The sequence below is a fragment of the Pseudomonas sp. DL genome, from assembly GCF_047199225.1.
Classification (GTDB): Bacteria; Pseudomonadota; Gammaproteobacteria; order Pseudomonadales; family Pseudomonadaceae; genus Pseudomonas; species Pseudomonas aeruginosa.
Genome location: NZ_CP178323.1, coordinates 1106833 through 1130587, shown reverse-complemented (window position 1 = coordinate 1130587; position 23755 = coordinate 1106833). Strand labels below are relative to the sequence as shown.

Annotated in this window: 24 protein-coding genes; 12 read left to right on the top strand and 12 right to left on the bottom strand. The window is 68.5% G+C overall.

All coding sequences use genetic code 11. The features are described 5' to 3' along the window. Positions 1 to 141: 141 nt before the first annotated feature. Complete coding sequence (locus ACI766_RS05275; protein WP_003092994.1) at positions 142 to 1095, top strand: LysR family transcriptional regulator; 954 nt, start codon at positions 142 to 144, stop codon at positions 1093 to 1095. 94 nt (positions 1096 to 1189) lie between these two features. Beyond that, a complete protein-coding gene (locus tag ACI766_RS05270; protein WP_003104226.1) occupies positions 1190 to 2167 on the top strand; it encodes a 2-hydroxyacid dehydrogenase in 978 nt (325 codons plus the stop codon). 17 nt (positions 2168 to 2184) lie between these two features. Here ACI766_RS05270 and ACI766_RS05265 read toward each other — a convergent pair whose 3' ends face one another. Beyond that, complete coding sequence (locus tag ACI766_RS05265; RefSeq protein ID WP_003104227.1) at positions 2185 to 3087, bottom strand: DMT family transporter; 903 nt, start codon at positions 3085 to 3087, stop codon at positions 2185 to 2187. Positions 3088 to 3212: 125 nt separating this feature from the next. On the opposite strand from ACI766_RS05265, the gene mdrR1 reads away from it, so the two are divergent. The 4 genes from mdrR1 to fecA all read left to right on the top strand — a co-directional run bounded on the left by mdrR1 (position 3213) and on the right by fecA (position 8103). Next, positions 3213 to 4094 carry a transcriptional regulator MdrR1 gene (gene mdrR1, locus ACI766_RS05260; RefSeq protein WP_003132628.1) on the top strand — a complete coding sequence of 294 codons (882 nt, stop codon included), beginning with the start codon at positions 3213 to 3215 and terminating at the stop codon, positions 4092 to 4094. A 100-nt stretch (positions 4095 to 4194) separates the two neighbouring features. Beyond that, on the top strand, positions 4195 to 4704 hold the full coding sequence (locus tag ACI766_RS05255) for a sigma-70 family RNA polymerase sigma factor (RefSeq protein ID WP_003092999.1): 510 nt from the start codon (positions 4195 to 4197) through the stop codon (positions 4702 to 4704). Then, positions 4701 to 5654, top strand: coding sequence for a FecR domain-containing protein (locus ACI766_RS05250; protein WP_003143067.1), 954 nt, complete (start codon positions 4701 to 4703; stop codon positions 5652 to 5654). Before ACI766_RS05255 ends, ACI766_RS05250 begins: the two co-directional genes overlap by 4 nt. A gap of 94 nt (positions 5655 to 5748) precedes the next feature. After that, a complete protein-coding gene (gene fecA, locus ACI766_RS05245; protein ID WP_003143066.1) occupies positions 5749 to 8103 on the top strand; it encodes a TonB-dependent Fe(3+) dicitrate receptor FecA in 2355 nt (784 codons plus the stop codon). A gap of 95 nt (positions 8104 to 8198) precedes the next feature. Here fecA and ivy read toward each other — a convergent pair whose 3' ends face one another. Then, on the bottom strand, positions 8199 to 8660 hold the full coding sequence (gene ivy, locus ACI766_RS05240) for a lysozyme inhibitor Ivy (RefSeq protein ID WP_003093002.1): 462 nt from the start codon (positions 8658 to 8660) through the stop codon (positions 8199 to 8201). Between the two features lie 220 nt (positions 8661 to 8880). On the opposite strand from ivy, the gene ACI766_RS05235 reads away from it, so the two are divergent. The 6 genes from ACI766_RS05235 to tsiT all read left to right on the top strand — a co-directional run bounded on the left by ACI766_RS05235 (position 8881) and on the right by tsiT (position 13642). Beyond that, positions 8881 to 10464 carry a peptide chain release factor 3 gene (locus ACI766_RS05235; RefSeq protein ID WP_003093004.1) on the top strand — a complete coding sequence of 528 codons (1584 nt, stop codon included), beginning with the start codon at positions 8881 to 8883 and terminating at the stop codon, positions 10462 to 10464. Positions 10465 to 10848: 384 nt separating this feature from the next. Beyond that, positions 10849 to 11244, top strand: coding sequence for a PAAR domain-containing protein (locus ACI766_RS05230; RefSeq protein ID WP_003093006.1), 396 nt, complete (start codon positions 10849 to 10851; stop codon positions 11242 to 11244). Next, positions 11241 to 11768: a DUF4123 domain-containing protein gene (locus ACI766_RS05225; RefSeq protein WP_003104236.1), complete on the top strand. Its 528-nt coding sequence runs from the start codon at positions 11241 to 11243 to the stop codon at positions 11766 to 11768. Before ACI766_RS05230 ends, ACI766_RS05225 begins: the two co-directional genes overlap by 4 nt. Beyond that, the gene (locus ACI766_RS05220) at positions 11761 to 12144 is read left to right on the top strand and encodes a hypothetical protein (protein WP_003104238.1); all 384 of its coding nucleotides are present in this window, start codon (positions 11761 to 11763) and stop codon (positions 12142 to 12144) included. Before ACI766_RS05225 ends, ACI766_RS05220 begins: the two co-directional genes overlap by 8 nt. Continuing rightward, on the top strand, positions 12141 to 12926 hold the full coding sequence (gene tseT, locus ACI766_RS05215; protein ID WP_003122045.1) for a type VI secretion system effector protein TseT: 786 nt from the start codon (positions 12141 to 12143) through the stop codon (positions 12924 to 12926). Before ACI766_RS05220 ends, tseT begins: the two co-directional genes overlap by 4 nt. Further along, the gene (gene tsiT / locus ACI766_RS05210; RefSeq protein ID WP_003104242.1) at positions 12923 to 13642 is read left to right on the top strand and encodes a type VI secretion system immunity protein TsiT; all 720 of its coding nucleotides are present in this window, start codon (positions 12923 to 12925) and stop codon (positions 13640 to 13642) included. Before tseT ends, tsiT begins: the two co-directional genes overlap by 4 nt. A gap of 319 nt (positions 13643 to 13961) precedes the next feature. Here tsiT and ACI766_RS05205 read toward each other — a convergent pair whose 3' ends face one another. The 10 genes from ACI766_RS05205 to moaC form a co-directional block, all read right to left on the bottom strand. After that, the gene (locus ACI766_RS05205; protein WP_003104243.1) at positions 13962 to 16304 is read right to left on the bottom strand and encodes an endonuclease/exonuclease/phosphatase family protein; all 2343 of its coding nucleotides are present in this window, start codon (positions 16302 to 16304) and stop codon (positions 13962 to 13964) included. A gap of 36 nt (positions 16305 to 16340) precedes the next feature. After that, the gene (locus tag ACI766_RS05200) at positions 16341 to 17903 is read right to left on the bottom strand and encodes an alkaline phosphatase D family protein (protein WP_003122044.1); all 1563 of its coding nucleotides are present in this window, start codon (positions 17901 to 17903) and stop codon (positions 16341 to 16343) included. Positions 17904 to 18154: 251 nt separating this feature from the next. Continuing rightward, positions 18155 to 18670, bottom strand: coding sequence for a ubiquinone anaerobic biosynthesis accessory factor UbiT (gene ubiT, locus ACI766_RS05195; protein ID WP_003104247.1), 516 nt, complete (start codon positions 18668 to 18670; stop codon positions 18155 to 18157). After that, positions 18664 to 19554 (bottom strand): U32 family peptidase, encoded by an 891-nt coding sequence (locus ACI766_RS05190; RefSeq protein ID WP_003104248.1) that lies wholly within the window; start codon positions 19552 to 19554, stop codon positions 18664 to 18666. The genes ubiT and ACI766_RS05190 overlap by 7 nt, the downstream gene beginning before the upstream one ends. Positions 19555 to 19565: 11 nt before the next feature. Beyond that, positions 19566 to 20561 carry a ubiquinone anaerobic biosynthesis protein UbiU gene (gene ubiU / locus ACI766_RS05185; RefSeq protein ID WP_003093020.1) on the bottom strand — a complete coding sequence of 332 codons (996 nt, stop codon included), beginning with the start codon at positions 20559 to 20561 and terminating at the stop codon, positions 19566 to 19568. Between the two features lie 114 nt (positions 20562 to 20675). Then, the gene (gene glp, locus ACI766_RS05180) at positions 20676 to 21899 is read right to left on the bottom strand and encodes a gephyrin-like molybdotransferase Glp (RefSeq protein WP_003114306.1); all 1224 of its coding nucleotides are present in this window, start codon (positions 21897 to 21899) and stop codon (positions 20676 to 20678) included. Further along, entirely contained in the window at positions 21896 to 22453 is a 558-nt protein-coding gene (moaB, locus tag ACI766_RS05175; protein WP_003093023.1) for a molybdenum cofactor biosynthesis protein B, read from the bottom strand. The genes glp and moaB overlap by 4 nt, the downstream gene beginning before the upstream one ends. A gap of 100 nt (positions 22454 to 22553) precedes the next feature. Beyond that, positions 22554 to 23006, bottom strand: coding sequence for a molybdopterin synthase catalytic subunit MoaE (gene moaE / locus ACI766_RS05170; protein ID WP_003093025.1), 453 nt, complete (start codon positions 23004 to 23006; stop codon positions 22554 to 22556). Positions 23007 to 23010: 4 nt separating this feature from the next. Then, positions 23011 to 23262 (bottom strand): molybdopterin converting factor subunit 1, encoded by a 252-nt coding sequence (gene moaD / locus ACI766_RS05165; protein WP_003093027.1) that lies wholly within the window; start codon positions 23260 to 23262, stop codon positions 23011 to 23013. Beyond that, on the bottom strand, positions 23259 to 23741 hold the full coding sequence (gene moaC, locus ACI766_RS05160) for a cyclic pyranopterin monophosphate synthase MoaC (RefSeq protein ID WP_003093030.1): 483 nt from the start codon (positions 23739 to 23741) through the stop codon (positions 23259 to 23261). The genes moaD and moaC overlap by 4 nt, the downstream gene beginning before the upstream one ends. Positions 23742 to 23755: the final 14 nt, after the last annotated feature.

Sequence of the window (23755 nt, the reverse complement as noted above, 5' to 3'; positions counted from 1 at the left end):
GCGCTCGGGGGCCGATGAATTTTAAGAGGCTGGCGGCTGCTGATAAGCTGGCTCAAGTGCGATTGTTTATTGCGTAATGTGAAATAATCCGCCCTCGCAACAATCTGACACACTTCTGCGCGTGCCTAGGAGGCCCCGTCGATGGACACCCTGCAAAACATGCGAGCCTTCGTCTGCGTGGCGGAAACCGGAAGCTTCACCGCGGCGTCCCAGCAGCTCAACACCACCACCGCCTATGTTTCGCGGGCGGTGGCCAACCTCGAGACGCACCTGCGCACCCGCCTGCTCAACCGTACCACTCGTCGCATCGCCCTCACCGAGGCCGGCCAGCGCTACCTGCTGCGCTGCGAGCAGATCCTCGCCTACGTCGAGGAAGCCGAGGCCGAAGCCAGCGACGCCCATGCCCGACCCGCCGGCAAGCTGAAGCTGCATTCGATGACCGGCATCGGCCAGCACTACGTGATCCGCGCCATCGCCGGCTACCGCCAGCAGTACCGCGACGTGACCTTCGACCTGACCATGGCCAACCGCGTGCCGGACCTGCTCGACGAGGGCTTCGACGTGGCCATCGTGGTGGCCTCCGAGCTGCCCGATTCCGGCTTCATTTCCCAGCGCATCGGCGAGACCTACAGCATTCTTTGCGCCTCGCCGGAGTACCTGCGCCTGAACGGCACGCCGAGCGAGCCTTCGGAGCTGGCCAGCCACGACTGCCTGCGCCTGGTCAGCCCGGTGGTGCCGCTGGATCGCTGGCTGTTCGACGGTCCCAACGGCCAGGAAATGGTCTCCATCGGCGCCTCGCCGTTCCAGGTCAATGTCGGCGACGCCATGACCGAGGCAATCCGCTCCGGGCTGGGCATCGGCATCCTGCCGGTGTATTCGGCCATCGAGGACCTGGGCAAGGGCACCCTGGTGCGGGTCCTGCCGCAACACCGCCTGCAACAGCTCAACGTCTATGCGCTGTACCCTTCGCGGCAGTATCTCGACGCGAAGATCAAGACCTGGGTGGAATACCTCAAGGAAAGCCTGCCCGGCCTGCTCCAGCGCGACGAAGCGGCGCTGGTGGAGCTGGGCCTGGAACTCGGAAGACCCTCCTGAGCCGATAATCGCCCGCCCAGTGGCGGGCCCCTGCCCGCCGCTTCGATGGCGGTGGTATGGTCGGCGCTTTCGCTCCCGCTTGCAGAGTCCCGTCATGAAAAAGAACGTCTTCGTCTTCAGTCGCCTCGCCCCCGAGCATCTCGAACGCCTGCAATGCCAGTTCAACGTCCGCGTGCTCGAACCGAAACAGGGCGACATCGACGCCCAGTACGCCGCCGCCCTGCCCGATACCCACGGCATGATCGGCGTCGGCCGGCCGCTCGGCGCCAGGCAACTGGAACAGGCGAAGCAGCTGGAAGTCATCTCCAGCGTCTCGGTCGGCTACGACAACTATGACCTGGACTACCTGAACCGCCGCGGCATCGCTCTCACCAACACGCCCGACGTCCTCACCGAGACCACCGCCGACCTCGGCTTCGCCCTGCTGATCAGCGCCGCGCGACGGGTCGCCGAGCTGGACGCCTGGGTCAAGGCCGGAAACTGGAAGCGCACCGTCGACGCCCCGCAGTTCGGCACCGACGTGCATGGCAAGAAACTCGGCATCCTCGGCCTCGGCCGGATCGGCGCGGCCATCGCCCGGCGCGGCCGTTTCGGCTTCGGCATGCAGGTGCTCTACCACGGCAACAACCGCAAGCCGGAACTGGAACAGGAACTCGGCGCGCGCTTCCTCGGCTTCGACGAACTGCTCGGCGAGGCCGACTTCGTCTGCGTGGTGGTGCCGCTGGGAGCGCAGACCCGGCAGTTGATCGGTGCACGCGAACTGGGCCTGATGAAACCCTCGGCGATCCTGGTCAACGTCGCCCGCGGCCAGGTGGTCGATGAGGCCGCGCTGGTCGCCGCCCTGCGGGAGAAGCGCATCCTCGGCGCCGGCCTGGATGTCTACGAGAAGGAACCGCTGGCCGAATCGCCGCTGTTCGCCCTGGACAACGTGGTGACCCTGCCGCACATCGGCTCGGCCACCCACGAGACCCGCCGGGCCATGGCCGAGCGGGCGCTGCAGAACTTCGAGGCGGCCCTGCGCGGCGAGCGGCCGCTGGACCTGGTCAATCCACAGGTGTGGCGACGCGGCTGAGCGCGCCTCCCTCTCCGCTAGGTCGAGCGCGCCGGCCCGGCCAGCGCCGGCGCCTTCGGCTTGCGGAACACCAAGACGTTGCCGAGCATCACCAGGACCAGCCCGGCCAGCGCCGGTGCGGTCCAGCGGTAGCCCTCGGCGAAGGCCGAGATGTTCAGCGCCACCACCGGGAACAGCACGGTGCAGTAGGCGGCGCGATCCGGGCCCATGCGCCCGACCAGGGTCAGGTAGGCGGTGAAGCCGATCACCGAGCCGGGGATCGCCAGATACAGCAGCGAGCCGACGTAGCGCGCGCTCCAGTCGAAACTCAGCGGCACGCCCTGGAACAGGCACAGCGCCAGGAGGATCAGGGTGCCATAGAGCATGCTCCAGGCATTGCCGGTGAGCGGGCGGATGCCGGCCTTCTGTTGCAGGCTGGAAAGCATGTTGCCGGTGGAGAAGCACAGCGTGCCTAGCAGGGCCAGGCCGAGGCCGTAGAAGGTTTCCGGGGTGGCCTGGTGACCCACCAATTCCGGCCAGAACAGCAGCCCCAGGCCGAGCAGGCCGAGACCGCCACCGGCCATCACGTTCGACGCGATGCGCTGGCCGAACCACAGGCGGGCGTTCAGCGCATTCCACAGGGTGGCGGTGGAGAACACCACGGCCACCAGGCCGCTGGGAATCCACTGGCTGGCGGTATAGAAGCAGATGAAATTCAGGCAGAACAGGCATACGCCCTGGGCCATGCACAGGCGTTGGCCCCGTGCGTCCAGCCTTTGCAGGCGGCGGCCGAGCAGCAGCACGGCGAACAGCACCAGCGCCGCCAGGGCGAAGCGGTAGGCGATCGACAGGGTGATCGCCACCGGGCCCATCTGCAGCTTGATGGCGATCCAGGTGGTGCCCCAGATGAGCACGGTGAGCAGGTACAGCGAAAGATTCATGGCGACTCCGCAACGACAGGATGCCGTCAGTCTGCGGGCGAGGCCGGGCGCGACCATTGTCCATTCTTGCGCTTTTCATCCGCCGCCTCTCGCGGCAGCGTCCGGGCGCGGGTAGCATGGCCGGCATGCACCAACCCAGTGATTTCCAGGTATTCCGCACCCTCGACCGGACCTCCAATGCGCGCCTGCTGCGCAGCAGCACGCTCAGCGACGGCCTGGCGCTCGCCCATTGGTACCGCGACGAAGCGGAGATCCTCGGCTACAGCGACCCCGGCCATCACACCCTGTCGCTCTACCTGCAGGGCGGCTGGCAGACCTTCCGCCGCGATCGTCCCGGGCTCTATGGCGGCCCCGACCGCTTTTGCGTGATGCCGGCCGAACACCACTCCGACTGGGCGGTAACACGCGGCCTGGGCTTCATGCACCTGTACATAAGCCCGGAACGCCTGGCCGGCGCGGCGGTACGCACCCTCGATTGCGAACCACGCAGCCTGCAACTGGAGGAGCGCACCTACATCCAGGACGAGCCGCTGGCCGCCCTGTGCCGGACCCTGGAACGACAGGACTGGAACGAACCCGGCGAGCGCCTGCTATGCACCAGCCTCGCCCACCAGGCGGTGGACCACCTGCTGCTCACCGGGTGCGGCAGGCGTACCGACGTACGCTGGCAGGGCGGGCTGGCCGCGCACGTGCGGCGGCGCCTGGCCGACTACATCGAAAGCCACCTGGAGCAGCCGCTGGAACTGGGGTCGCTGGCGGAGCTGGCGGCGCTCTCCGAGTACCACTTCGCGCGCATGTTCCGCGTCTCCTTCGGCCTGCCGCCGCACCGCTACGTGCTGGAACGACGCCTGGCGCGGGCCCGCGACCTGCTGGCGTACTCCGCGCAGTCGCTCCAGGAGGTCTCGCTGGCCTGCGGCTTCGCCAGTCCGAGCCATTTCAACCGGCGCTTCCGCGAAGCCCATGGCGCCACCCCGGGGCAGTACCGCGCCGCCCTGAAAGCCTCCTGAAAGCCAGGCGCCGACAGCCTGCGGTTGTAGGCAGGCATTCCCGCAGCATAAAATGATAACTATTATCATTCGTTAATCCTTCTGCTCCGGGAATGTCCAGGTGTCGAGCGCCGACCTCGCCCACGCGGCCGCGTTGCATACCCTCTACAGCGACCACCACCACTGGCTCACGGGTTGGCTGCGGCGCCGCCTCGGCTGCCCGCAGAACGCCGCCGACCTGGCCCAGGACACCTTCGTCAAGGTCCTGGTTTCGCGCCAGGCCGCGCGCATCGACGAACCGCGCGCCTTCCTCACCACCATCGCCCGCCGCGTGCTGTGCAACCACTACCGCCGCCAGGACGTCGAGCGCGCCTACCTGGAAGCCCTGGCCAGCCTGCCCGAGCGGGAAGTCCCCAGCGAAGAGACCCGCGCCATCGTCCTGGAGACCCTGGTCGAGCTGGACCGTCTGCTCGACGGTCTGCCGCCGCTGGCCAAGGAGACCTTCCTGCTGGCCCAGCTCGACGGCCTGGGCTACGCCGAGATCGCCACGCAGCTGGGCATCTCCCTGAGCAGCGTCAAGCGCTACATGCTCAAGGCTGCGCAACGCTGCTACTTCGCCGAGCTGCCATGAGCCTGCCCGCCGCACCCAAGGTGCCGCCGCAGGTGGCTGAACAGGCCGTGCGCTGGCTGGTCGAGCTGCAGGGCGGCGCCGACGACGAACGCCTGCGCCAGGCCTTGGAGTGCTGGCGCCAGGCGGCCCCGGAACACGAGCAGGCCTGGCGCCACATCGAGGCGGTCAACCAGCGCCTGGCCGGGATAGGCACGCCACTGGCCCTGGCCGCCATCAACGCACCGCATTCGCCGCAACGCCGGCGCGCGCTGAAGACCCTGCTGCTGGTCCTGGCCGCCGGCGGCAGCGCCTGGGGCCTGCGCGAGAGCGGCAGCCTGCAGCGCTGGAGCGCCGACTATGCCACCGGCGTCGGCGAACGCCGGCGCCTGGCCCTGGCCGACGGCAGTCGCCTCGAGCTGAACAGCGACACGGCGGTGGATGTCCGCTTCGATGCCGGCGAACGGCGCCTGCTCCTGCTGCGCGGGGAAATCCAGCTCAGCACCGGCCAGGACCCGCGCCCGCTGCACGTGTACAGCGCGGAAGGCCGGCTGCGACCGGTGGGCACCCGGTTCGACGTGCGCCAGTTCGCCGGACGCACCCGCGTCGCCGTCCACGAAGGCGCGGTGCAGGTGGAGAACCACGCCGGCCAGGGCCTGCTGCTGCCCAGCGGCCGGCAGCTGGACTTCGACCGCGAGCGACTCGGCGCTCCGCAGCCGCTGCCGGTCGGCAGCGGCGCCTGGACCGACGGCATGCTGGTGGCCGCCGGCATGCGCCTGGACGAATTCCTCGCCGAAGTCGCGCGCTACCGCCCCGGCCGGCTGGGCTGCGACCCGCGCATCGGCGGCCTGCGGATTTCCGGCAGCTATCCGCTGGACGATAGCGAGCGGATCCTCGCCACCCTGCCGGCGGTGCTGCCCGTGGAGGTACGGCGCGTCACCCGCTACTGGGTCGGCGTGCACCCGCGCGAATGAGCGGAAAGATATTTCCGCGCACCTGAGCCTTTTTCCCCACCTCGCGTGACAGAGGAGGAAAGCCAACCTCGAAAGATCCACTGGAGTGTCCCTCATGTCCCCGTCACGCGCCCTGTCGCCGCTCAGCCGCGCCCTGCTCCTCGCCTGCCTCGGCGGTCCCGTCCTGGTTTCCGCCGGCAGCGCCTGCGCCGCCGAGATCCGCACCGATGCCCGCCAGTACTACCGGCTGCCCGCCGAGCCGCTGGAGCAGGCGCTGAACCACCTAGGCCGCCAGGCCGGCGTGCTGATCGCCTTCAGCCCGGAACAGACCGCCGCGCGGCGCAGCCAGGCGCTGGACGGCGAGTACACCCTGGAGGAAGCCCTGGCCGCCCTGCTCGCCGGCTCCGGCCTGGAGGCGCGCGCCCGCGGCGACGGCGCCTATACCCTGGAGGCGCTGCCGGTGGAAGACCCGGCCAACCTGCAGGCGCTCACCGTGGTCGGCGACTGGCTGGCCGACGCCAGCGCCGCCGACGTCTTCGAGCATCCCGGTGCGCGCGACGTGGTCCGCCGCGAGCAGTTCCAGGCCCAAGGCGCGGCCAGCACCCGCGAAGTGCTGGAGCGCATTCCCGGGGTCAGCGCGCCGCTCAACAACGGCACCGGCAGCCACGACCTGGCATTGAACTTCGGCATTCGCGGCCTCAACCCGCGCCTGGCGTCGCGCTCGACGGTGCTGATGGACGGTATCCCGGTGCCCTTCGCCCCCTACGGCCAGCCACAGTTGTCGCTGGCGCCGGTGTCCATCGGCAACATGGACGCGGTGGACGTGGTCCGCGGCGGCGGCGCGGTGCGCTACGGGCCGCAGAACGTCGGCGGCATCGTCAACTTCGTGACCCGGGCGATCCCCGAGGACTTCGCCACCAAGCTCGACGTGCACAGCGAACTCAGCCCCAGCTCCAGCCAGGACGGCCTGAAGACCACCCACAACGTGCTGATCGGCGGCACCGGCGCCAACGGCCTCGGCGGCGCCCTGCTCTACTCCGGCACCCGCGGCGGCGATTGGCGCGAGCACAGCGATACGCGGATCGACGACCTGATCCTCAAGGGCCGCTTCCAGCCCAGCGACGAACACACGTTTTCGGCGATGACCCAGTACTACGACGGCGAGGCCGACATGCCCGGCGGCCTCGGCACCGCGGCCTACCGCGACGACCCGTACCAGTCGACCCGTCCCTACGACAAGTTCTGGGGCCGCCGTACCCTGGCCAGCGCCAGCTACGAATACACCCCCAACGCCAGCCAGAAGCTCAACGTCACCGGCTTCTTCACCAAGACCCTGCGCAGCGGCTACCTCGACCAGGGCCGCAACCTCACCCTGTCGCCGCGCGAGTACTGGGTACGCGGCCTGGAAACCCGTTTCAGCCAGGGCTTCGAGCTGGGCGAAAGTCGCCACGAAGTGGGCATCGGCCACCGCTACGTCAACGAAGCCAGCCACGAGCTGCGCTACTGGACCCGCGCCGACAGCGGCCAGCTACCCAGCACCGGCAGCCGCAACGACCGCGACACCCGCGGCAGCACCGAAGCCAACGCGTTCTACATCGACGATCGCATCGACATCGGCAATTGGACCATCACCCCCGGCATCCGCTACGAGAAGATCGATTCCGAACAGAAGAACCTGCTGAAGAACAGCAAGGACAGCGGCCGCTACAATGCCTCGCTGCCGGCGCTCAACGTGATCTACCACCTCACGCCGAGCTGGAACCTCTACGCCAACACCGAGGGCTCGTTCGGCACCGTGCAGTACAGCCAGATGGGCAAGGCGGTGCGCAGCGGCGACATCGAGCCGGAGAAGGCCCGCACCTGGGAACTCGGCAGCCGCTACGACGACGGCATCCTGCGCGCCGAACTGGGCGCCTTCCTGATCAACTTCGACAACCAGTACGAGAGCAACCAGCAGACCGACAGCGTGACCGCCCGCGGCAAGACCCGGCACAAGGGCATCGAGGCGGCGATCGCCTACGACCTGGCCGATCTCGACCCGCTGCTCTCCGGCTTCGACGTCTATGCCAGCTACGCCTACGTCGACGCGAGCATTCGCGAAGACGGGCCGAACAAGGGCAACCAGGTGCCGTTCTCCTCGAAGCACAAGGGCACCCTTGGCGCCAACTACCGCACCGGCGCCTGGAGCTACAACCTCGACGGCAGCTTCCAGACCAGCCAGTACGCCGACAACGCCAACACCGAGAGCGAAAGCGCCGACGGCAGCACCGGGCGGATCGCCGGCTGGATGGTCTGGAGCGCGCGCGGCACCTACGACTTCGGCCCGCAACTGAACGACCTCAAGCTCGGCCTGGGGGTGAAGAACCTGTTCGATCGCCGCTACTACACCCGCTCGTTCGACGACAACAACAAGGGCCTCTACGTCGGCCAGCCGCGCACCCTGTACGTACAGGCCTCGGTCGGTTTCTGAAGAAAGACCGCGGGAGCGCATGGCGCAACGGCGGACGATCGCCAGCGATCATCCGCCCTCCCCGCCGCCGGGCCTGGTTACCCTCAGGCCCGGCGTCACTTCCAGTTCGGATCGCTCTCCAACTGTTTCATCAGCAGCTCGCGGACCTGCCTGGAGGGTTCGCCGTACCAGCGATAGGTGGCGTACTTGCTCGGCGTCTGCATGACTTCGGCGGGCTCGTCCGGCAGGCTCACCTGCAGCCCGTAGGCGGCACTCTTGTCGCCGCGGAACGCCACCAGCAGGCGGTTGTTGCCGCAATCGTGGGGTTTGCAACTGTTGGCCAGGACGTAGGGCTGGCCCTCCAGGCTCAGGCTGGTGGACGGGGAACTCGGGCCGCTGGCGTCGGAAACCCATTTCGGCACGTCGCTCTCGCCCTTGAACATGGCATGCCAGGTGGCCTTGTAGCCGGGCTGGCCGAGCAGTTCGAACAGCCGCGGCTGCTCCTCGGCCTGCGCCGGCGCCCAGTGCAGCGCCGCGCCCAGCAACGCCAGGGAGAGCAGTCTGGATACTCCGTTCATGGTGACTTCCTTCGATCGGGTGAAATGAAAGCAGTCTATCCGGCGGTGGCCGCCGCTGGCTGCTTGGAACGGCACGACTGCGACAAGTTCGCTGTCCACCGGCAATTCCATCGATCGCCGGATGACAGGCATCCCGACGCGCCGCGTTTTACCGCTATAATCCCGCGTTTTTCCGGGCCGTCCCGCGCCCACGCCAACGGATTCCAGCAGGCACGCATCCATGACCACTCAGGCCGCCGAAGTCGCGAAGCGCCGTACCTTCGCGATCATTTCCCACCCCGACGCCGGTAAGACCACCATCACCGAGAAGCTCCTGCTGATGGGCAAGGCGATCGCCGTCGCCGGTACCGTGAAGTCGCGCAAGTCCGACCGCCACGCCACGTCCGACTGGATGGAGATGGAAAAGCAGCGCGGCATCTCCATCACCACCTCGGTGATGCAGTTCCCCTACCGCGAGCACATGATCAACCTGCTCGACACCCCCGGCCACGAAGACTTCTCCGAAGACACCTACCGCACCCTGACCGCGGTGGACTCGGCGCTGATGGTGCTCGACGGCGGCAAGGGCGTCGAACCGCGGACCATCGCCCTGATGGAAGTCTGCCGGCTGCGCGACACGCCCATCGTCAGCTTCATCAACAAGCTCGACCGCGACATCCGCGACCCCATCGAGCTGCTCGACGAGATCGAGGCGGTGCTGAAGATCAAGGCCGCGCCGATCACCTGGCCGATCGGCTGCTACAAGGACTTCAAGGGCGTCTACCACCTGGCCGACGACAGGATCATCGTCTACGTCCCGGGCCACGGCCACGAGCGCATCGAGACCAAGGTCATCGAAAAGCTCGACTCCGACGAAGCCCGCGCCCACCTCGGCGATCTCTACGACAATTTCGTCGAGGAGCTGGAGCTGGTGCAGGGCGCCTGCCACGAATTCGACAAGGACGCCTTCCTCAAGGGCGAGATGACCCCGGTGTTCTTCGGCACCGCGCTGGGCAACTTCGGCGTCGACCAGGTCCTCGACTGCATCGTCGACTGGGCGCCGCAGCCGCTGTCGCGCGCCACCCACGAACGCAGCGTGGAGCCGACCGAGGAGAAGTTCTCCGGCTTCGTGTTCAAGATCCAGGCGAACATGGATCCCAAGCACCGCGACCGCATCGCCTTCATGCGCATCTGCTCGGGCAAGTACGAGAAAGGCATGAAGATGCGCCACGTGCGCCTGGGCAAGGACGTGAAGATCGCCGACGCGCTGACCTTCTTCTCCTCCGAGCGCGAGCAACTGGAAGAGGCCTATGCCGGCGACATCATCGGCCTGCACAACCACGGCACCATCCAGATCGGCGACACCTTCAGCGAAGGCGAGAACTTCGGTTTCACCGGCATCCCGCACTTCGCCCCGGAACTGTTCCGCCGCGTGCGCCTGAAAGACCCGCTGAAATCCAAGCAGTTGCGCCAGGGCCTGCAGGAACTGGCCGAGGAAGGTGCGACCCAGGTGTTCTTCCCCGAGCGCAACAACGACATCATCCTCGGTGCGGTGGGCGTGCTGCAGTTCGACGTGGTCGCCAGCCGCCTGAAGGAGGAATACAAGGTCGAGTGCGCCTACGAGGCGATCAACGTCTGGTCGGCACGCTGGATCGAGTGCGACGACGAGAAGAAGCTCAAGGAGTTCAAGGACAAGGCCTTCGAGAACCTCTCCGTGGACGGCGGCGGGCACCTCACCTACCTGGCGCCGACCCGCGTCAACCTCAGCCTGATGGAAGAACGCTGGCCGGACATCCGCTTCCGCGCGACGCGCGAGCATCACTGATCGCACGGGAGGAGCCAGGGACAGCCTCCCTGGCTCCTCCCCCGGCGGTCTCGGCGCAGGGCGGATAACCCTATCGCGGCTATCCGTCGCTCCAGCGCGATATCGGCGGACAGTCCCTGCGCAGGCAAAGCGAACGCGACGCTGTGCGAAACGCCTCCTTCCCTCCTCCCAGGCTCCCCTCCCCATCGCGCCATCGCTCCGTACGCCTGCGCCTTTCGCAGGCGGGTGACGAGACTTCCAGGTAGGAAATCCCTTCAAGCGCAACCAGGCAAGGACGCGGTTGCCCAAGCCGTTTCCGAAGGTGCCTCCTGAGCAGTTCAGATAGGTTGTCCGCCCCCGAGTGGCACGGCAGAGTGCCAGGGTTTATCTCATAGGGACTTGAGCATGAGCGGCAAACCCGCTGCGCGCCTGGGCGATCCGACCGCGTGTCCGCTACCGGGCCACGGCAGCAACCCGATCGTCGGCGGCTCGCCCGACGTCTTCTTCGACCATCGGTCCGCTGCCCGCCAGGGCGACGCCACCGCCTGCGGCGCCACCCTCAGCGCCAACGTCATCGCCAACGTACTGATCAACGGCAAGCCCGCCACCGTGGTAGGTAGCGTCGGCACCCACGGCAACCTGGTGGTCGGCGGGGCGGGCACGGTGCTGATCGGCAACAGCGGCGGCGGCGCACCCGCTCTCGCCCTCGCCCCACCGAAGCTGTGCCTGCAATGCCTGCTGCTGGCGGCACGCCGCAACCAGGCCCTGGTGCCCCTGGAAAGCCTCGGCGGCGCACCGTGAGCCGGCTCCAGCCGGCGCTCGCGGCGCCTACGCCGGACAGCCGCCTGTTCGCCCTGGCGGACGGCGCCCGCTACCTGACCCTGGACACCCGCCTGGAAAAGGCCGCGGGGGAAATCCGCTCGCGCTGGCTGCTGGCCGGGAGCGAGCTGGACGAAATCGCCCATGCCGGGCCGGTCCTGATCGAATTCATGGACAGCGCCCCGCTTTCGTCATCGGGCGAGTTCCTCGGCTGGCTGCGCGACTGGGACCGCCGCTCGCCCATGGCCTCCTGGCTGTGGAGCCGGGCGTCCTTCGAAAACCTCGCGAAACACTTCGCCGGGCTGCTCTTCACCCGCATGCCCGACGGCCGCCGGGCGCTGTTGCGCTACTACAGCCCGGAAGTGCGCCGGGCGCTGGAACAGGTCATGACCGCGCGGCAATGGACGCAAGTGATGGCGCCGCTGGAGCGTTGGCAGGTCTGGCAGCCCCTGCAGGGCGGCTACCTCGTCTATGACCGGGAAACGGAGCGGACCGCCGATGCTTGAACTGGATGCCGGCCAACTGGATCGCCTGCAGCGGGTCCGCGACGACGAAGTCATCGAGCGGGTCCTGCTGGAGGTACGCCGGGAGGCTCCCGCCTGGCTCGAACGACGCGGCCTGCTGCCCGCCATCCGGCAACTCGGCGAGCTGCGCGCGACGGCGCTGGAACTGGGTATCGAAGAGCCCGGGACGATCGAACGCTTTCTTCTGCACGGCCTGGCCTTCCCCGCTTTCCAGGACACGCCGGCGTTTCTCGCACACATGCGCCGGCCGCTGGCGGACAGCCCGGAACAACGCTTCCAGGACTACGAACGGATCGTCGAGTTTCGCCTGGCCAGCCAGAAATGGCGCGCGTACGAAACCTCGGGGAGACCGGCATGAGCGGCATAGGCGCGCTTTTCCGACCGCTGCCCCGCATGGGTCCGCGGCTGCCCTTCGAACTACCCGCGCCGCCCCGGCCGCACTTGCCGATGCCGGCGCCGCGCCCGCTGCCGCGACCGGCCCCCGGCGCGCTGCCCAGGCCGGTACCGCGTCCGATGCCGGTTCCGCAGACCCTGCCCAGGACCGAGACCGGCACGCTGAGCCGCGACCGGACCCGGGAAGCCGAGCGCGATTGCAGCAAGAGCCCGGGCCGCGACAAGGACTGCGTGGAGTGCCCGCCGTCCCGGGGCGAAATGGCCATCGCCAATAACGGCAAGGGCCACAGCATGTCGGACCTGTCCGCGCGCTACCAGCAGTGGGTGACCAATTTCCCGTTTCCCCACGAATGGTTCTGGAGCGGCACCTGGTGGGACGGCTTCGACGAGCCGCGCTGCACCCTGCTGGAGGCGAAGGCCAACTACGCCTTCCTGTTCGTCCCGCTGCTCGGCGTGCCCAGGCCCTGGGCGCGGGCCAAGGTGAAGTCGGACCTGCTGCAGAAGGCCGAGGTCCACAGCGACAAGGCCCGACCGACCCCGCCGGTGTTCGTCGAATGGCACTTCCTGCAGCGGATCGTCTACGAGTACTGCGCCGCGGAGTACCTGCGCATGGGACTGGCCAACCTGAAGGCATTCTGGAATCCGATGCCGGGAACGGACGAGCACGACGACTACCAGGAAACCCGCGCGAAGGAACAGGAAGAGATGAAAAGGTTTTGCGAAGAGAACCCGGGGTATTGCGCATGACGGACGCCAAAGCTTTCAGGCGCTACATATTCGAGCTGTACTTCGATCCGGCACGGCTCCTCGCACTGGACGACGACCAGCACCTGCAACGGATAGAGCGCTTCCTCGATGCCCTCGCGCCCCTCCATCCGGTGCTGGAGAACTGGTACCTGTGCGGCGACTCCCTGCGCGATGCCCTCAGCCACAACGTCACCGAGCACCGCCAGGATCTCGCCAAGGCCCTGTCGCGTGACCGACGCACCCGGGCGGTGGAACTGGTGCTATGGAACGGCGAGGAGGATCCGCTCAAGGGCGGGTTGTCGCTGGACTACGAGGCCAGCGGCAGGGCCGTCTCGTCCAGGCTCCAGTTGGAAGATGCCGGCAGCCTGCTGCAAGTGTTCGACGCACCGGCTTCCTCCTTCGTCGCGATCTTCCTCGCGGCGCTGGAAATCTGGCCCGAAACGACCTGGGGCATGCTCGCTCCGCATGCGTACTTCGTACACCAGCGGACCTTCCCGGACCGCCGCAGCATCGGCTGGATCGGCTTCTGCCCGCATCCGCTAAGGGCCACGGACTTCCCGGCGGCTACGGAGCTGGTCGACATTCCCGGCCGTGGCACCCTGCTGCTGAACGGCCGCGAACCGATGGACGAAACTCGTCGCGAACATTTCGAGCGCGTCGGCGAAGCGGACATCAAGCTGATGGAACTGGGCTACCTGCCGCCGCTGCGCGGCTGACGACGTACGAACCTGGTGGGGCCTCCGTTCTGTGGGGCGAATACGCCACCGGCGTTATCCCCGACCTCCCGCCGCAACGGCGGATAACCGCAGGCGGTTATTCGCCCTACCAGGCCCACGTGCCACGCAGCAAGGCCACCCTGGAGTGACCTCCGTTCCGTGGGGCGAATACGCCACCGGCGTTATCCGCCGAGATCCCGCCACAACGGCGGATAACCGCAAGCGGTTATTCGCCCTACAGGCCCACGTGCCATGCAGAAAGGCCACCCTCGGGTGGCCTTTCTGCATGGCGACCAACGCCACGGGCGCTATCCGCTGCCTACCTGCGGTGCTTCTTCATCGCCACCCGGCGCAGGTCGATACCGATCACCACCGGGTCGTGGTCGGAGGCCCGGTACGGCTCGGCGTTGTACAGGCTGTCCTGCTGCCGAGGGGTCTTGAACTCGACGTTGTAGTCCAGCACCCGGGGCTCGTCGGCGTTGATGTGCCACTCCACCGCGCCGCGTACCTGGCGCGCCAGGCTGGCGTTGGCGAGGGCGTGGTCAAGGTAGCCGGACTGCCCGGAGAACACGTAGGAATAGCCCTTTCCTGCGCCCGCCTGACGCGCCACCAGGTCGGTGTAGCCGGCGCTGCGGATGACGTTCACCGGGTCTTCCTTGGCATAGGAATTGAGGTCGCCGATGATCAGGCGATCAGGCTCCTTGGCGCCCGTCGGATCGCCCGCCAGCCAGTCCACCAGGGCCTGGGCGGCGCGCGCCCGGGTCAGGTTGCAGTTGCCCTGGCCGTCGCCGGTGTCCGGGTCGCCGTCGCAGGCCGAGCCCTTCGACTTCAGGTGGTTCACCGCGATGGTCAGGCGTTCGCCGCCATTGATCTCCTGGAAGGTCTGGGCCAGGGTCGGACGGTTGCGGGTGTCGTCGAACTCCGGGTTCACCGAACTGTCGAGCACCGCCGCGGATCGATAGGTGCGGACCTTGTCGCCGCGATAGATCAGCCCCACGGCAATTTCGTCGCTGCCCAGCTTCGCCCGGTTCGGGTTGACGAAGGCATAGCGCTGGCCCTGGGGCAGGCTGGCGTTGAGGCCGTTGACCAGGTCGGCGATGGCGCTGAACTCGCCGTAGCCGTCGTTCTCGATCTCCATCAGGCCGACGATGTCCGCCTTCGAGGCGAGGATCGCCGCGACGATCTTCGCTTTCTGCCGTTGGAACTCCTCGGCCGTGTTGGCTCCGCGCGAGGTGGGGAAACCGCCGCCCTTGCCATCGCCGTTGAAGTAGTTGAGCACGTTGAAGCTGGCCACCCGCAGGCGCCCTTCCACCGCCGGCTGGGCCGGACGCGGATTGGCCGCCTCGAAGGTCGGCGTCTGCAACGGCTGGATACGGTAGCTGCCGGCCGAGTAGTCGAGCACGCCGTCGATGGCGCTGGTACGGTCGCCGACGCGCAGGCTGTTGTAGGCGCTCAGTTCCGGTGCCGGGTAGCGGATCGGGTCGGGGTTCTGCCCGCTGCGGCCGTCGTCGAGGAGAATCCGGTCGAGGTCGTTGCGCGCCTGCATGGCCTTGGCCTGTTCGCCGGGAGCCACCACGTTGGTCGGAGTCATCTGGCGGCCGCCGGAGGACAGCAGGACCTCGCCGTAGCGGCCGAGGTTGTAGACCTCGTTGACGGTCAGCGTCTGGCGGAGCTGCACGCGCATGCCTTCGTAGCGCTCCAGCGCATCGGCGCTGGCCAGCGGCAGGCTGATGCCGGCCGGCGTCGGCAAGGCCACGCCGCTCGCCAGGACGCTGACCTGCAGCGGCCCGACCAGTTCGGTGAGGCCGTTGAACTCGCGGACCTGGCCTGTCACCCGGACGCGGTCGCCGAGCTTGACGTCGCTGCCGTTGCCGCCGTCGTAGACGAAGATGCCTTCGGAGGTCGCCGGGTCGCCGTCCACCGTGGCATCTTCCTGCTGCACGTAGAAGCCCTTCAGCTCGCTGGCGTTCTGGAAGTCGCCGACCACCACGCCCTCGATGGCGACCCGCTGGTTCACCAGCGGACTTTCGGCGCCGGCGCCCTGCACCTCGTGGATCGGTCGCAGGCCGGCCTCCTCGCCGCCGCCGGGCTCGCCAGCGCCATGCTGGCCGAGGTTGGCGAAGGTGTCGCGCGGGTAGCCCAGCCATTGCGCCGCCGGGTCGAAGGCGTCGCTGGGATCGCTGTCGCCGTCGCGGATGTCGGCCTTGCGCACCAGGCTCCGGTCGAGGGTCTGCACATCGCCGCTGCCCCAGGTCGTGCCGGGGTTGAAGCCGACCTGGCCGAGGCTGTCGAGGATCTCGCCGCTGCGCCGGCGCAGCAGCACCGCATCGTTGCCATTGAACCAGCTGCCTTCCACCCGCTGGCTGGCCAGCGCCAGCAACGCCGGGTCGGCCACGCCGTTGGCGAGGACGAAGGTCTTGCCCGGCGCCAGGCTGCCGCTCAGGTCGATGCTGCGGCCCGCCGCGCTGGCGCCGTTGAAATAGAACTCGACGCGGTAGGCGGAGAGGTCGAGGACCTGGCTGCCGCTGTTGTAGAACTCCAGCGCCTTGTTGTTGCCGCTGCCTTCGACATACTCGGAGATGATCAGCTCGGCGGCGTTGGCCACCGGCAGGCCCAGCAGGGCCAGGCCGCCCAGCAGGGCGGCGTTACGCAAGGGGTGCATCGGGATACTCCTTTATCGGAATGGGGTCGCCGCGGCTCAGGCGCCGTCGGGCTGCAGTTCCTGGGAAAACACCGGCTCGCCGTCGAGGTCGCGCAGGGTGACGGTGAGCGCGCGGCTTTGCGCATCGATCTCCACCTCGCCGAAGAACTGGTAGCCGGCGAAGGGGGAACTGTTCTGGACCAGCGGGGCCTTCTGGAACATCACCTGCGGGCCGAACGTGCCATCCAGCGCGTTGGGTCCGAAACTACCGGCATTGAGAGGCCCGGCGACGAACTCCCAGAACGGCGCGAAGTCCTTGAACGCGGCGCGCTCCGGGCTGTAGTGGTGGGCAGCGCAGTAATGCACGTCGGCGGTCAGCCAGACGGTGTTGCGCACCCCGGCGCGCTGGACGAAGCGCAGCAGATCGGCGATCTCCAGCTCGCGGCCGAGGGCGGCGCCGTCGTTGCCGTTGGCGATGGCCTCCCAGCGGTCGCGACCCTGGGCGTCCTTGCCATCGAGCACGCAGAGGCCGATCGGCATGTCGGCGGCGATCACCTTCCACTGCGCACGCGAACCGCGCAACTCGCGCTTGAGCCATTGCAACTGCTCACGGCCGAGGAAATCGGTGGCGGCGCTGCGCCGCGCCTGCAGGTTGGCGCTGTTGCCGCCGCGGTAGCTGCGCATGTCGAGGACGAACACGTCGAGCAAAGGGCCGTAGGCGACCTTGCGGTAGATCCGCCCGTCGCGCCCCTGGCGCTGGAAGCGCAGCGGCGCGTATTCGAGGAACGCCTGGCGTGCACGGGCCGCCAGCACGTCGATGTCCTTCACCTGGTAGCGCTCGTCGAGCTGCTTGCTGGAGGACCAGTTGTTGGTGGTCTCGTGGTCGTCCCATTGCCAGATCTGCGGCACCTCGGCGTTGAAGCGGCGCAGGTTGTCGTCGAGCAGGTTGTAGCGGTAGTTGCCGCGGAACTCGTCGAGGGTCTCGGCGACCTTGCTCTTGGCCTCGGTCACCCGGTTGCGCCAGATGCGCCCGCTCTCGGTCTCGATGCGTTCGGGGATCGGCCCATCGGCATAGATGGTGTCGCCGCTGTGCAGGAAGAAATCCGGCTGGCGCCGGCGCATGGCTTCGTAGATACGCATGCCGCCGATATCCGGATTGATCCCGAAACCTTGCCCGCAGGTGTCGCCGCTCCAGACGAAACGGATATTGCGCGCCTCGCTCGGCGCACTGCGCAGGTGGCCGAACCAGGGCTTGCTCAGGCTGCCGTCGCGGGCATCCTCGAAGCGCACCCGGTAGAAGATCGACTGGTCGGCCGGCAGGCCACGCAGGTCGATGCGCGCGGTGTAGTCGAGGCGCTCGTCGGTGACCGGCGAGACCAGCCGACGCGGCTCGCTGAAGACGCTACGGGTGTCCCATTCGACGATCATCCGCGCCGGGCGGTCGGTGCGGCTCCAGACCAGCGCGCGGTCGCCCTGCACATCGCCGGATTGCACGCCATCGGTCAGCTTCGGCCGCGCCCTGGGCGAGGCGATCACCGCCGGCGCGCCCAGCGCCGGCAACAGCAGTCCAGCGCCCAGGCCTTGCACGACGCGGCGGCGCTTGAGGTCCATCCCACTCATACCGGAGTTCTCCGCAGGCTTCACGAAGGTCCGGTTTACCGGGGCAAGTTGACAGGGGCGTTACGGGGACAGACAGGCTATCCGTTTGGTCAGGGGAAACGCCCATTCGCTCCGCGCCGCCCATGCGGCAACGAACCGGGCGTTGCCTCGCTGAAAAGAGCTTCAGTGAGTTTCAGGCTTCAGGGAATACACCCAATCGGAGGGGCGCGCCCAGCGACATTGGCGTCGCTATACGCCCCTTTCCACCGACCTCAGCCGCCCCGCGCGCCCTGGACCGGCCCCTGGGGCGCCTCGCCGCGCTCCTCCTGCACTGCCCGCCCGGCCCGTTCCACGGCGTTCCACAACCAGGGCGGCAGGTGCTCCGGGTCGAGGCTGTCGAGGAGGTTCTTGACCGCCAGGCCCAGCTCGGTGTCGCCCTCGATCACCAGGCGGCGGCGGAAGAACAGGGTATCCGGGTCCTCATGCCGGCTGGCCAGCAGCAGGAAGTCGCGCCAGTCGCCACGGATGGTCACGCTGGCCCGTGGCCGTTCGACCAGGCGCAGGCCGCCGGGCACCCGGGTGACGCACCAGCCGACGCCGAGGTCCCTGACTTCCAGGCGCAGCCAGCGACCTTCCAGCAGGTCGAAGGCGCCCTCCTCCAGCGGCTGGGCGAACAGCCGGTTGGCGACCCGTTGCAGGACCAGGTGCTGGAGCCCGCGCGGAACCTTCGCCGCCAGCGGCAACAGGCGTCCGGCGACGCCGAGGAGCAGGCGTTGGCGGTTCAGCATAGCCCTGCCTCCTCTGCCCGCAGCATCCCCGGCCGGCCGTGCCAGTAGCCGTTGCAGCCTTCCACGGCGAGCGGCGGAGCGGCACCCTTGCGTACCCGGTCGAAGGCCGCGATCACCTCGGCCATGCCCTGCGCCCGAGGACTCAGGCGTAGCAGGTCGGCGCCGCTATGTTCCAGCGAGCGGTAGTCGGCCAGCAGGTTGCTGACCTTGCCGGACATGGTCTGGATGCCGTTGAGGGTGAACAGCGCCTCGCCCTCCTGGCTGAGCAGCGGGATACCTTCGGGATACTGCTGGCAGCAGAACTGGCAGTCGTCCTTGGGCCGGTTCTCCGCCCGCGCGGTGAAGCAGCGCGCCGAGTAGGCCAGCGGCAGGTGACCGTAGGCGAAGACCTCGGTCTGCAATTGCTCCAGGCCCAGCTGCGCAGCCTGGTCGAGCACCCCGCGCAGCAGCTTGCCGGAGACTTCCACCGGCGGAATCCAGCGGCGCATGCCCCAGGAATACAGTTCGGCCAGGGCATGACCGTTGTAGAGGTTCAGCGCCGGACCGCCGACAAAGGGCACGCCGCGCTGGCTGAGGTAATAGACGGCGGCCATGTCGTTGGCCTCGACCCGGAGTACGCCGTTCTCGCATAGCCGGCGCAGGCTGGACAGCTCCGAAGCGGCCTCGATCAGCGCCAGCCCGGAGAGCACCAGCTCGGCACGGGTCGCCTGCGCCAGCTCGCGGGCCAGCGCCTGCCAGTCATTCAGGGACAGCGCCCGGCGCTTGGCGCAGACGGTCTCGCCGAGGTAGATGACGTCGAGCGGCTGGCTGGCCATCTCGGCGTAGAAATCGAATATCTGCCGCTTGTCCCAGTAGAACAGCAGCGGTCCCAGGCTCAGTTTCATCGCGGCGGTCCTCACTGCCAGGAACGGTGATAGGCGCCCAGGGTGGTCTGGTGCCCTTCGGAAAGTCCGGCCAGCGCGCGCTGCCATTGCGGCTGCACGCTATAGGCGCCCGGCGCGCTGGCGTAGCTGTCCAGCGCCTGGCGCCAGACCCGGGTGACCTGCTCGACGTAGGCCGGGCTGCGCTGGCGGCCTTCGATCTTCACCGCCGCCACGCCGATTTCCGCCAGTTGCGGGACCAGGTCCAGGGTGTTCAGGCTGGTCGGTTCCTCCAGCGCATGGAAGCGCTGGCCATTGACCAGGAAACGGCCCTTGCAGAGGGTCGGGTAGCCGGCCGCCTCGCCGGCGGCGTAGCGGTCGATGAGCACTTCGTTGAGGCGCGAGGTCAACCCCTCCGGTTCCTCGCTCCAGCGCACCGCCCTGGCCGGCGAACAGACGCCGCAGAGGTTCGGCGACTCGCCGGTGACGTAGGAGGACAGGTGGCAGCGGCCCTCGGCCATGATGCACAGGCTGCCGAAGGCGAACACCTCCACCGGCACCGGGCTACCGGCCGCCACCTGGCGTACCTGCGCCAGCGATAGCACGCGGGGCAGGACCGCGCGACGGATGCCGTAGCGTTCGTGATAGAGGGCCAGGGCCGCGGCATTGGTTGCCGAGCCCTGCACCGACAGATGCAGGTTGAGCCGCGGATGACGCTTCGCGGCATAGCCGAGCACCGCCACGTCGGCGGCGATCAACGCATCGACGCCGAGGTCGGCGGCCTGGTCCACCGCGCGCTGCCAGCGCTCCCAGCCCTGCGCGCTGGAATAGGTGTTGACCGCTACGTAGAGCTGCCGCCCGGCCTCGTGGACTCGCCGCAGGCCTTCCTGCAACTGGCGTTCGTCAAGGTTGAGGCCGGCGAAATGGCGGGCGTTGGTGTCGTCGCGGAAACCGACGTAGATGGCATCGGCGCCCTGTCGCAGGGCCGACTTCAAGGCGGGCAGGCTGCCCGCCGGACAGACCAGTTGCATGGGGTTGCTCCTCTGGCGAAAAACGCGCTCCGCGGCAGTGGGCAACCCCGGGGCACAGGCGCCACACTCTAGAAAGACGCTCCCGGTCGGCGCTTGACCGGGATCAAGAAGGCCTCAGGCCATCAGTGCGGAGAACGGCAGAAAGTCGATCGCATCACCCACGCCCAGGGTGGCGCCGCGCTCGATCACCGCCAGCCCGTCCGCCCAACTGGCGGCAAGCAGCATCGCCGAGCCCTGCTGCGGGTGGATTTCCACCCGCCCCCGTTCATCGAGCCGCGCCCGCAGGTACTGGCGACGCGCCCGCGGTTGCGGCCAGTCGAAGGCCGCCGGCAGCGCCAGCGGCCGCGGCACTACGTCGAACAGTCCCTGCTGGCGAAGCAGGAACGGACGCGCCACCAGCAATGCGGTGACCAGCGCCGCCGCAGGGTTGCCGGGCAGCCCCAGCCAGGGCTTGCCGGCCACGGAGCCGAAGGCGAACGGCTTGCCCGGCTGGATCGCCAGGCGCCACAGGTTGACCTCGCCAAGCTCGGCGATGGCGCGCTTGAGGTGGTCTTCCTCGCCTACCGAGACACCGCCGCTGGTGACCAGCGCGTCCCATTCGGAGGCCGCCAGGCTGAGCGCATCGCGGCTGGCCACCAGTTCGTCGGCGAGCACTTCCTCGTCGTGCACCTCGAAGCCCAGACCGCGCAGCAAGGCGCCGATGCAGTAACGGTTGGCGTTGTAGATCTGCCCGGCCAACAGTGTCTGGCCGGGCTCGCGCAATTCGTCGCCGCTGCTCAGCAGGCCGATGCGCAAGCGCCGACGCACCGAGACCGTGGCGACGCCGAGACTCGCCAGCAGGCCGAGTTCCTGCGGGCGCAAGCGCTGTCCGGCACGCAGCACCGGCGCGCCACGACGCAACTCCTCGCCGCGCCGGCGCACATGCTGGCCGGCGCTCACCGGCGGCAACTGCACGCGCTCGCCGTCGACCACGCAGAGTTCCTGCGGCACCACGCAGTCGGCGCCGGTCGGCAGCGGCGCGCCGGTGAAGATCCGCGCCGCCTGGCCCAGCGGCAGGCTCATGCCGCGGGTGTCGCCGGCGGCGATCCGCGCGCCGACCGTCAGGCTGCCGCCGCTGCGCGGCAGGTCGGCGGAGCACAAGGCGTAGCCGTCCATCGCGCTGTTGTCCCAATGCGGCAGGTCCATCGGCGCCAGCAGGTCCTCGCCGAGCACTCGTCCCAGCGCCCGCTCCAGGGCCAGGCTCTCGCAGGCTGGCGGGCGCGGCGCGCGCGCCAGCAGTTCGGCCAGCGCCTCGTCGAGCGGGCGCAGTTGGCCGCCATCGCAGGCGCAAGCGCTCACGAGCGGCACCCGCAGCCGGCCACCGGCGCCACGGCTGGCGGGGTCTTCAGGTGCGGGACGAAATTGCACGGGCGGGTGCGGCTGTCCAGTTGCGCCAGGAGAATCTCGTTCCAGGCGGTGCGACAGGCGCCCGGCGAGCCGGGCAGGCAGCACACCAGGGTACCGTTGCTGAGCCCGGCCAGCGCCCGCGACTGGATGGTGGAAGTGCCGATCTCGCGCTGCGAGACCTGGCGGAACAGTTCGCCGAAGCCCTCGACATCGCGCTCGAACAGCGGCCCGACCGCCTGCGGGGTGTTGTCCCGCGCGGTGAAGCCGGTGCCGCCGGTGATCAGGCCGACCTGTACCTCGGGGTCGGCGATCCAGGCCGAGACCACCGCGCGGATCTGGTAGATGTCATCGGTCTTCAGGCTCCGCTGGTGCAGGCGATGACCGGCGGCCAGCAGCGCGTCGGCGAGGGTCTGGCCGGAAGTATCGGTTTCCAGGGTACGGGTGTCGCTGACGGTGAGGATGGCGATGTTCAGCGGCTGGAAGGTGGAGGTGGCCAGGTGGCTCATGGAAGGGGTCCTAGGAACGGGCGATGCCTCAGCCTGAACCGCGGGCCCCCGGCTGGCTATTCCTCCGAAGAGGTAAGCCGGCGGCGCGAGGAGGTAGACGTCACTCCTCCCAGCGCTGCGCGGCGGCCTGGTCGCTGCAGCGGCCTTCGACCCAGCGCGGGCCTTCGGCGGTGTCTTCCTTCTTCCAGAACGGCGCGCGGGTCTTCAGGTAGTCCATGACGAAGTTGCAGGCGTCGAACGCCGCCTGCCGGTGGGCGCTGGCGCAACCGACGAAGACGATCGGCTCGCCCGGCTCCAGGCGGCCGATGCGGTGGAGGATCTCCAGGCGCAGCAGCGGCCAGCGCTGCCCGGCCTCGGCGGCGATCTTGCCGAGGGCCTTCTCGGTCATGCCCGGATAATGTTCGAGGAACATCCCGCCGACCTCGCGACCGTCGTTGAAGTCGCGCACGTAGCCGACGAAGCCGACCACCGCGCCGATGCCGACGTTCTGCGCATGCAGGGCGTTAAGCTCCTGCCCCGGATCGAAAGCTGCCTGCTGGACGCGGATGGCCATGGGTTCAACCTCCGGTGACGGTGGGGAAGAAGGCGACTTCGTCGCCGTCCTGCAACGGCTCGTCGAGGCCGCACAGTTCCTGATTGCGCGCACACATCAGGTTCTGCTCGCCGAGGGTACGCTCCCAGGCCCCGCCGCGCTCCACCAGGAGCTGGCGCAAGGCGCCGAGGGTCGCCAGCCCGGCGTCCCAGTTCAACTGCTCGCCGTCGATGCCGAGGGCTTCGCGGTAACGGGCGAAATACTGCACGCGGATCATGCCTGCCCTTCCTCCTCTTTGCGGTAGTGGCCGCTCTTGCCGCCGAGCTTCTCCAGCAACTGGACCTGCTCGATGACCATCCCGCGGTCCACCGCCTTGCACATGTCGTAGATGGTCAGGGCCGCGACGCTGGCGGCGGTGAGCGCCTCCATCTCCACGCCGGTCTGCCCGGCCAGCCGGCAACGCGCGCGGATGCGCACGGCGTCCGGCGCCTCGGCCTGCAGTTCGAGCTTGACGCTGGTAAGCAGCAGCGGATGGCACAGCGGGATCAGTTCGTGGGTGCGCTTGGCCGCCTGGATGCCGGCGATCCGCGCCACGGCGAAGACGTCGCCCTTGGGATGGCCGCCGTCCTGGATCAGTTGCAGGGTTTCCGGGCGCATGCGCACCACGGCCTCGGCCGTGGCTTCACGGGAGGTCACGGCCTTTTCCGTGACGTCGACCATGTTGGCGCGGCCCTGGGAATCGAGATGGGTCAGCACGTGGGTGCTCCTGG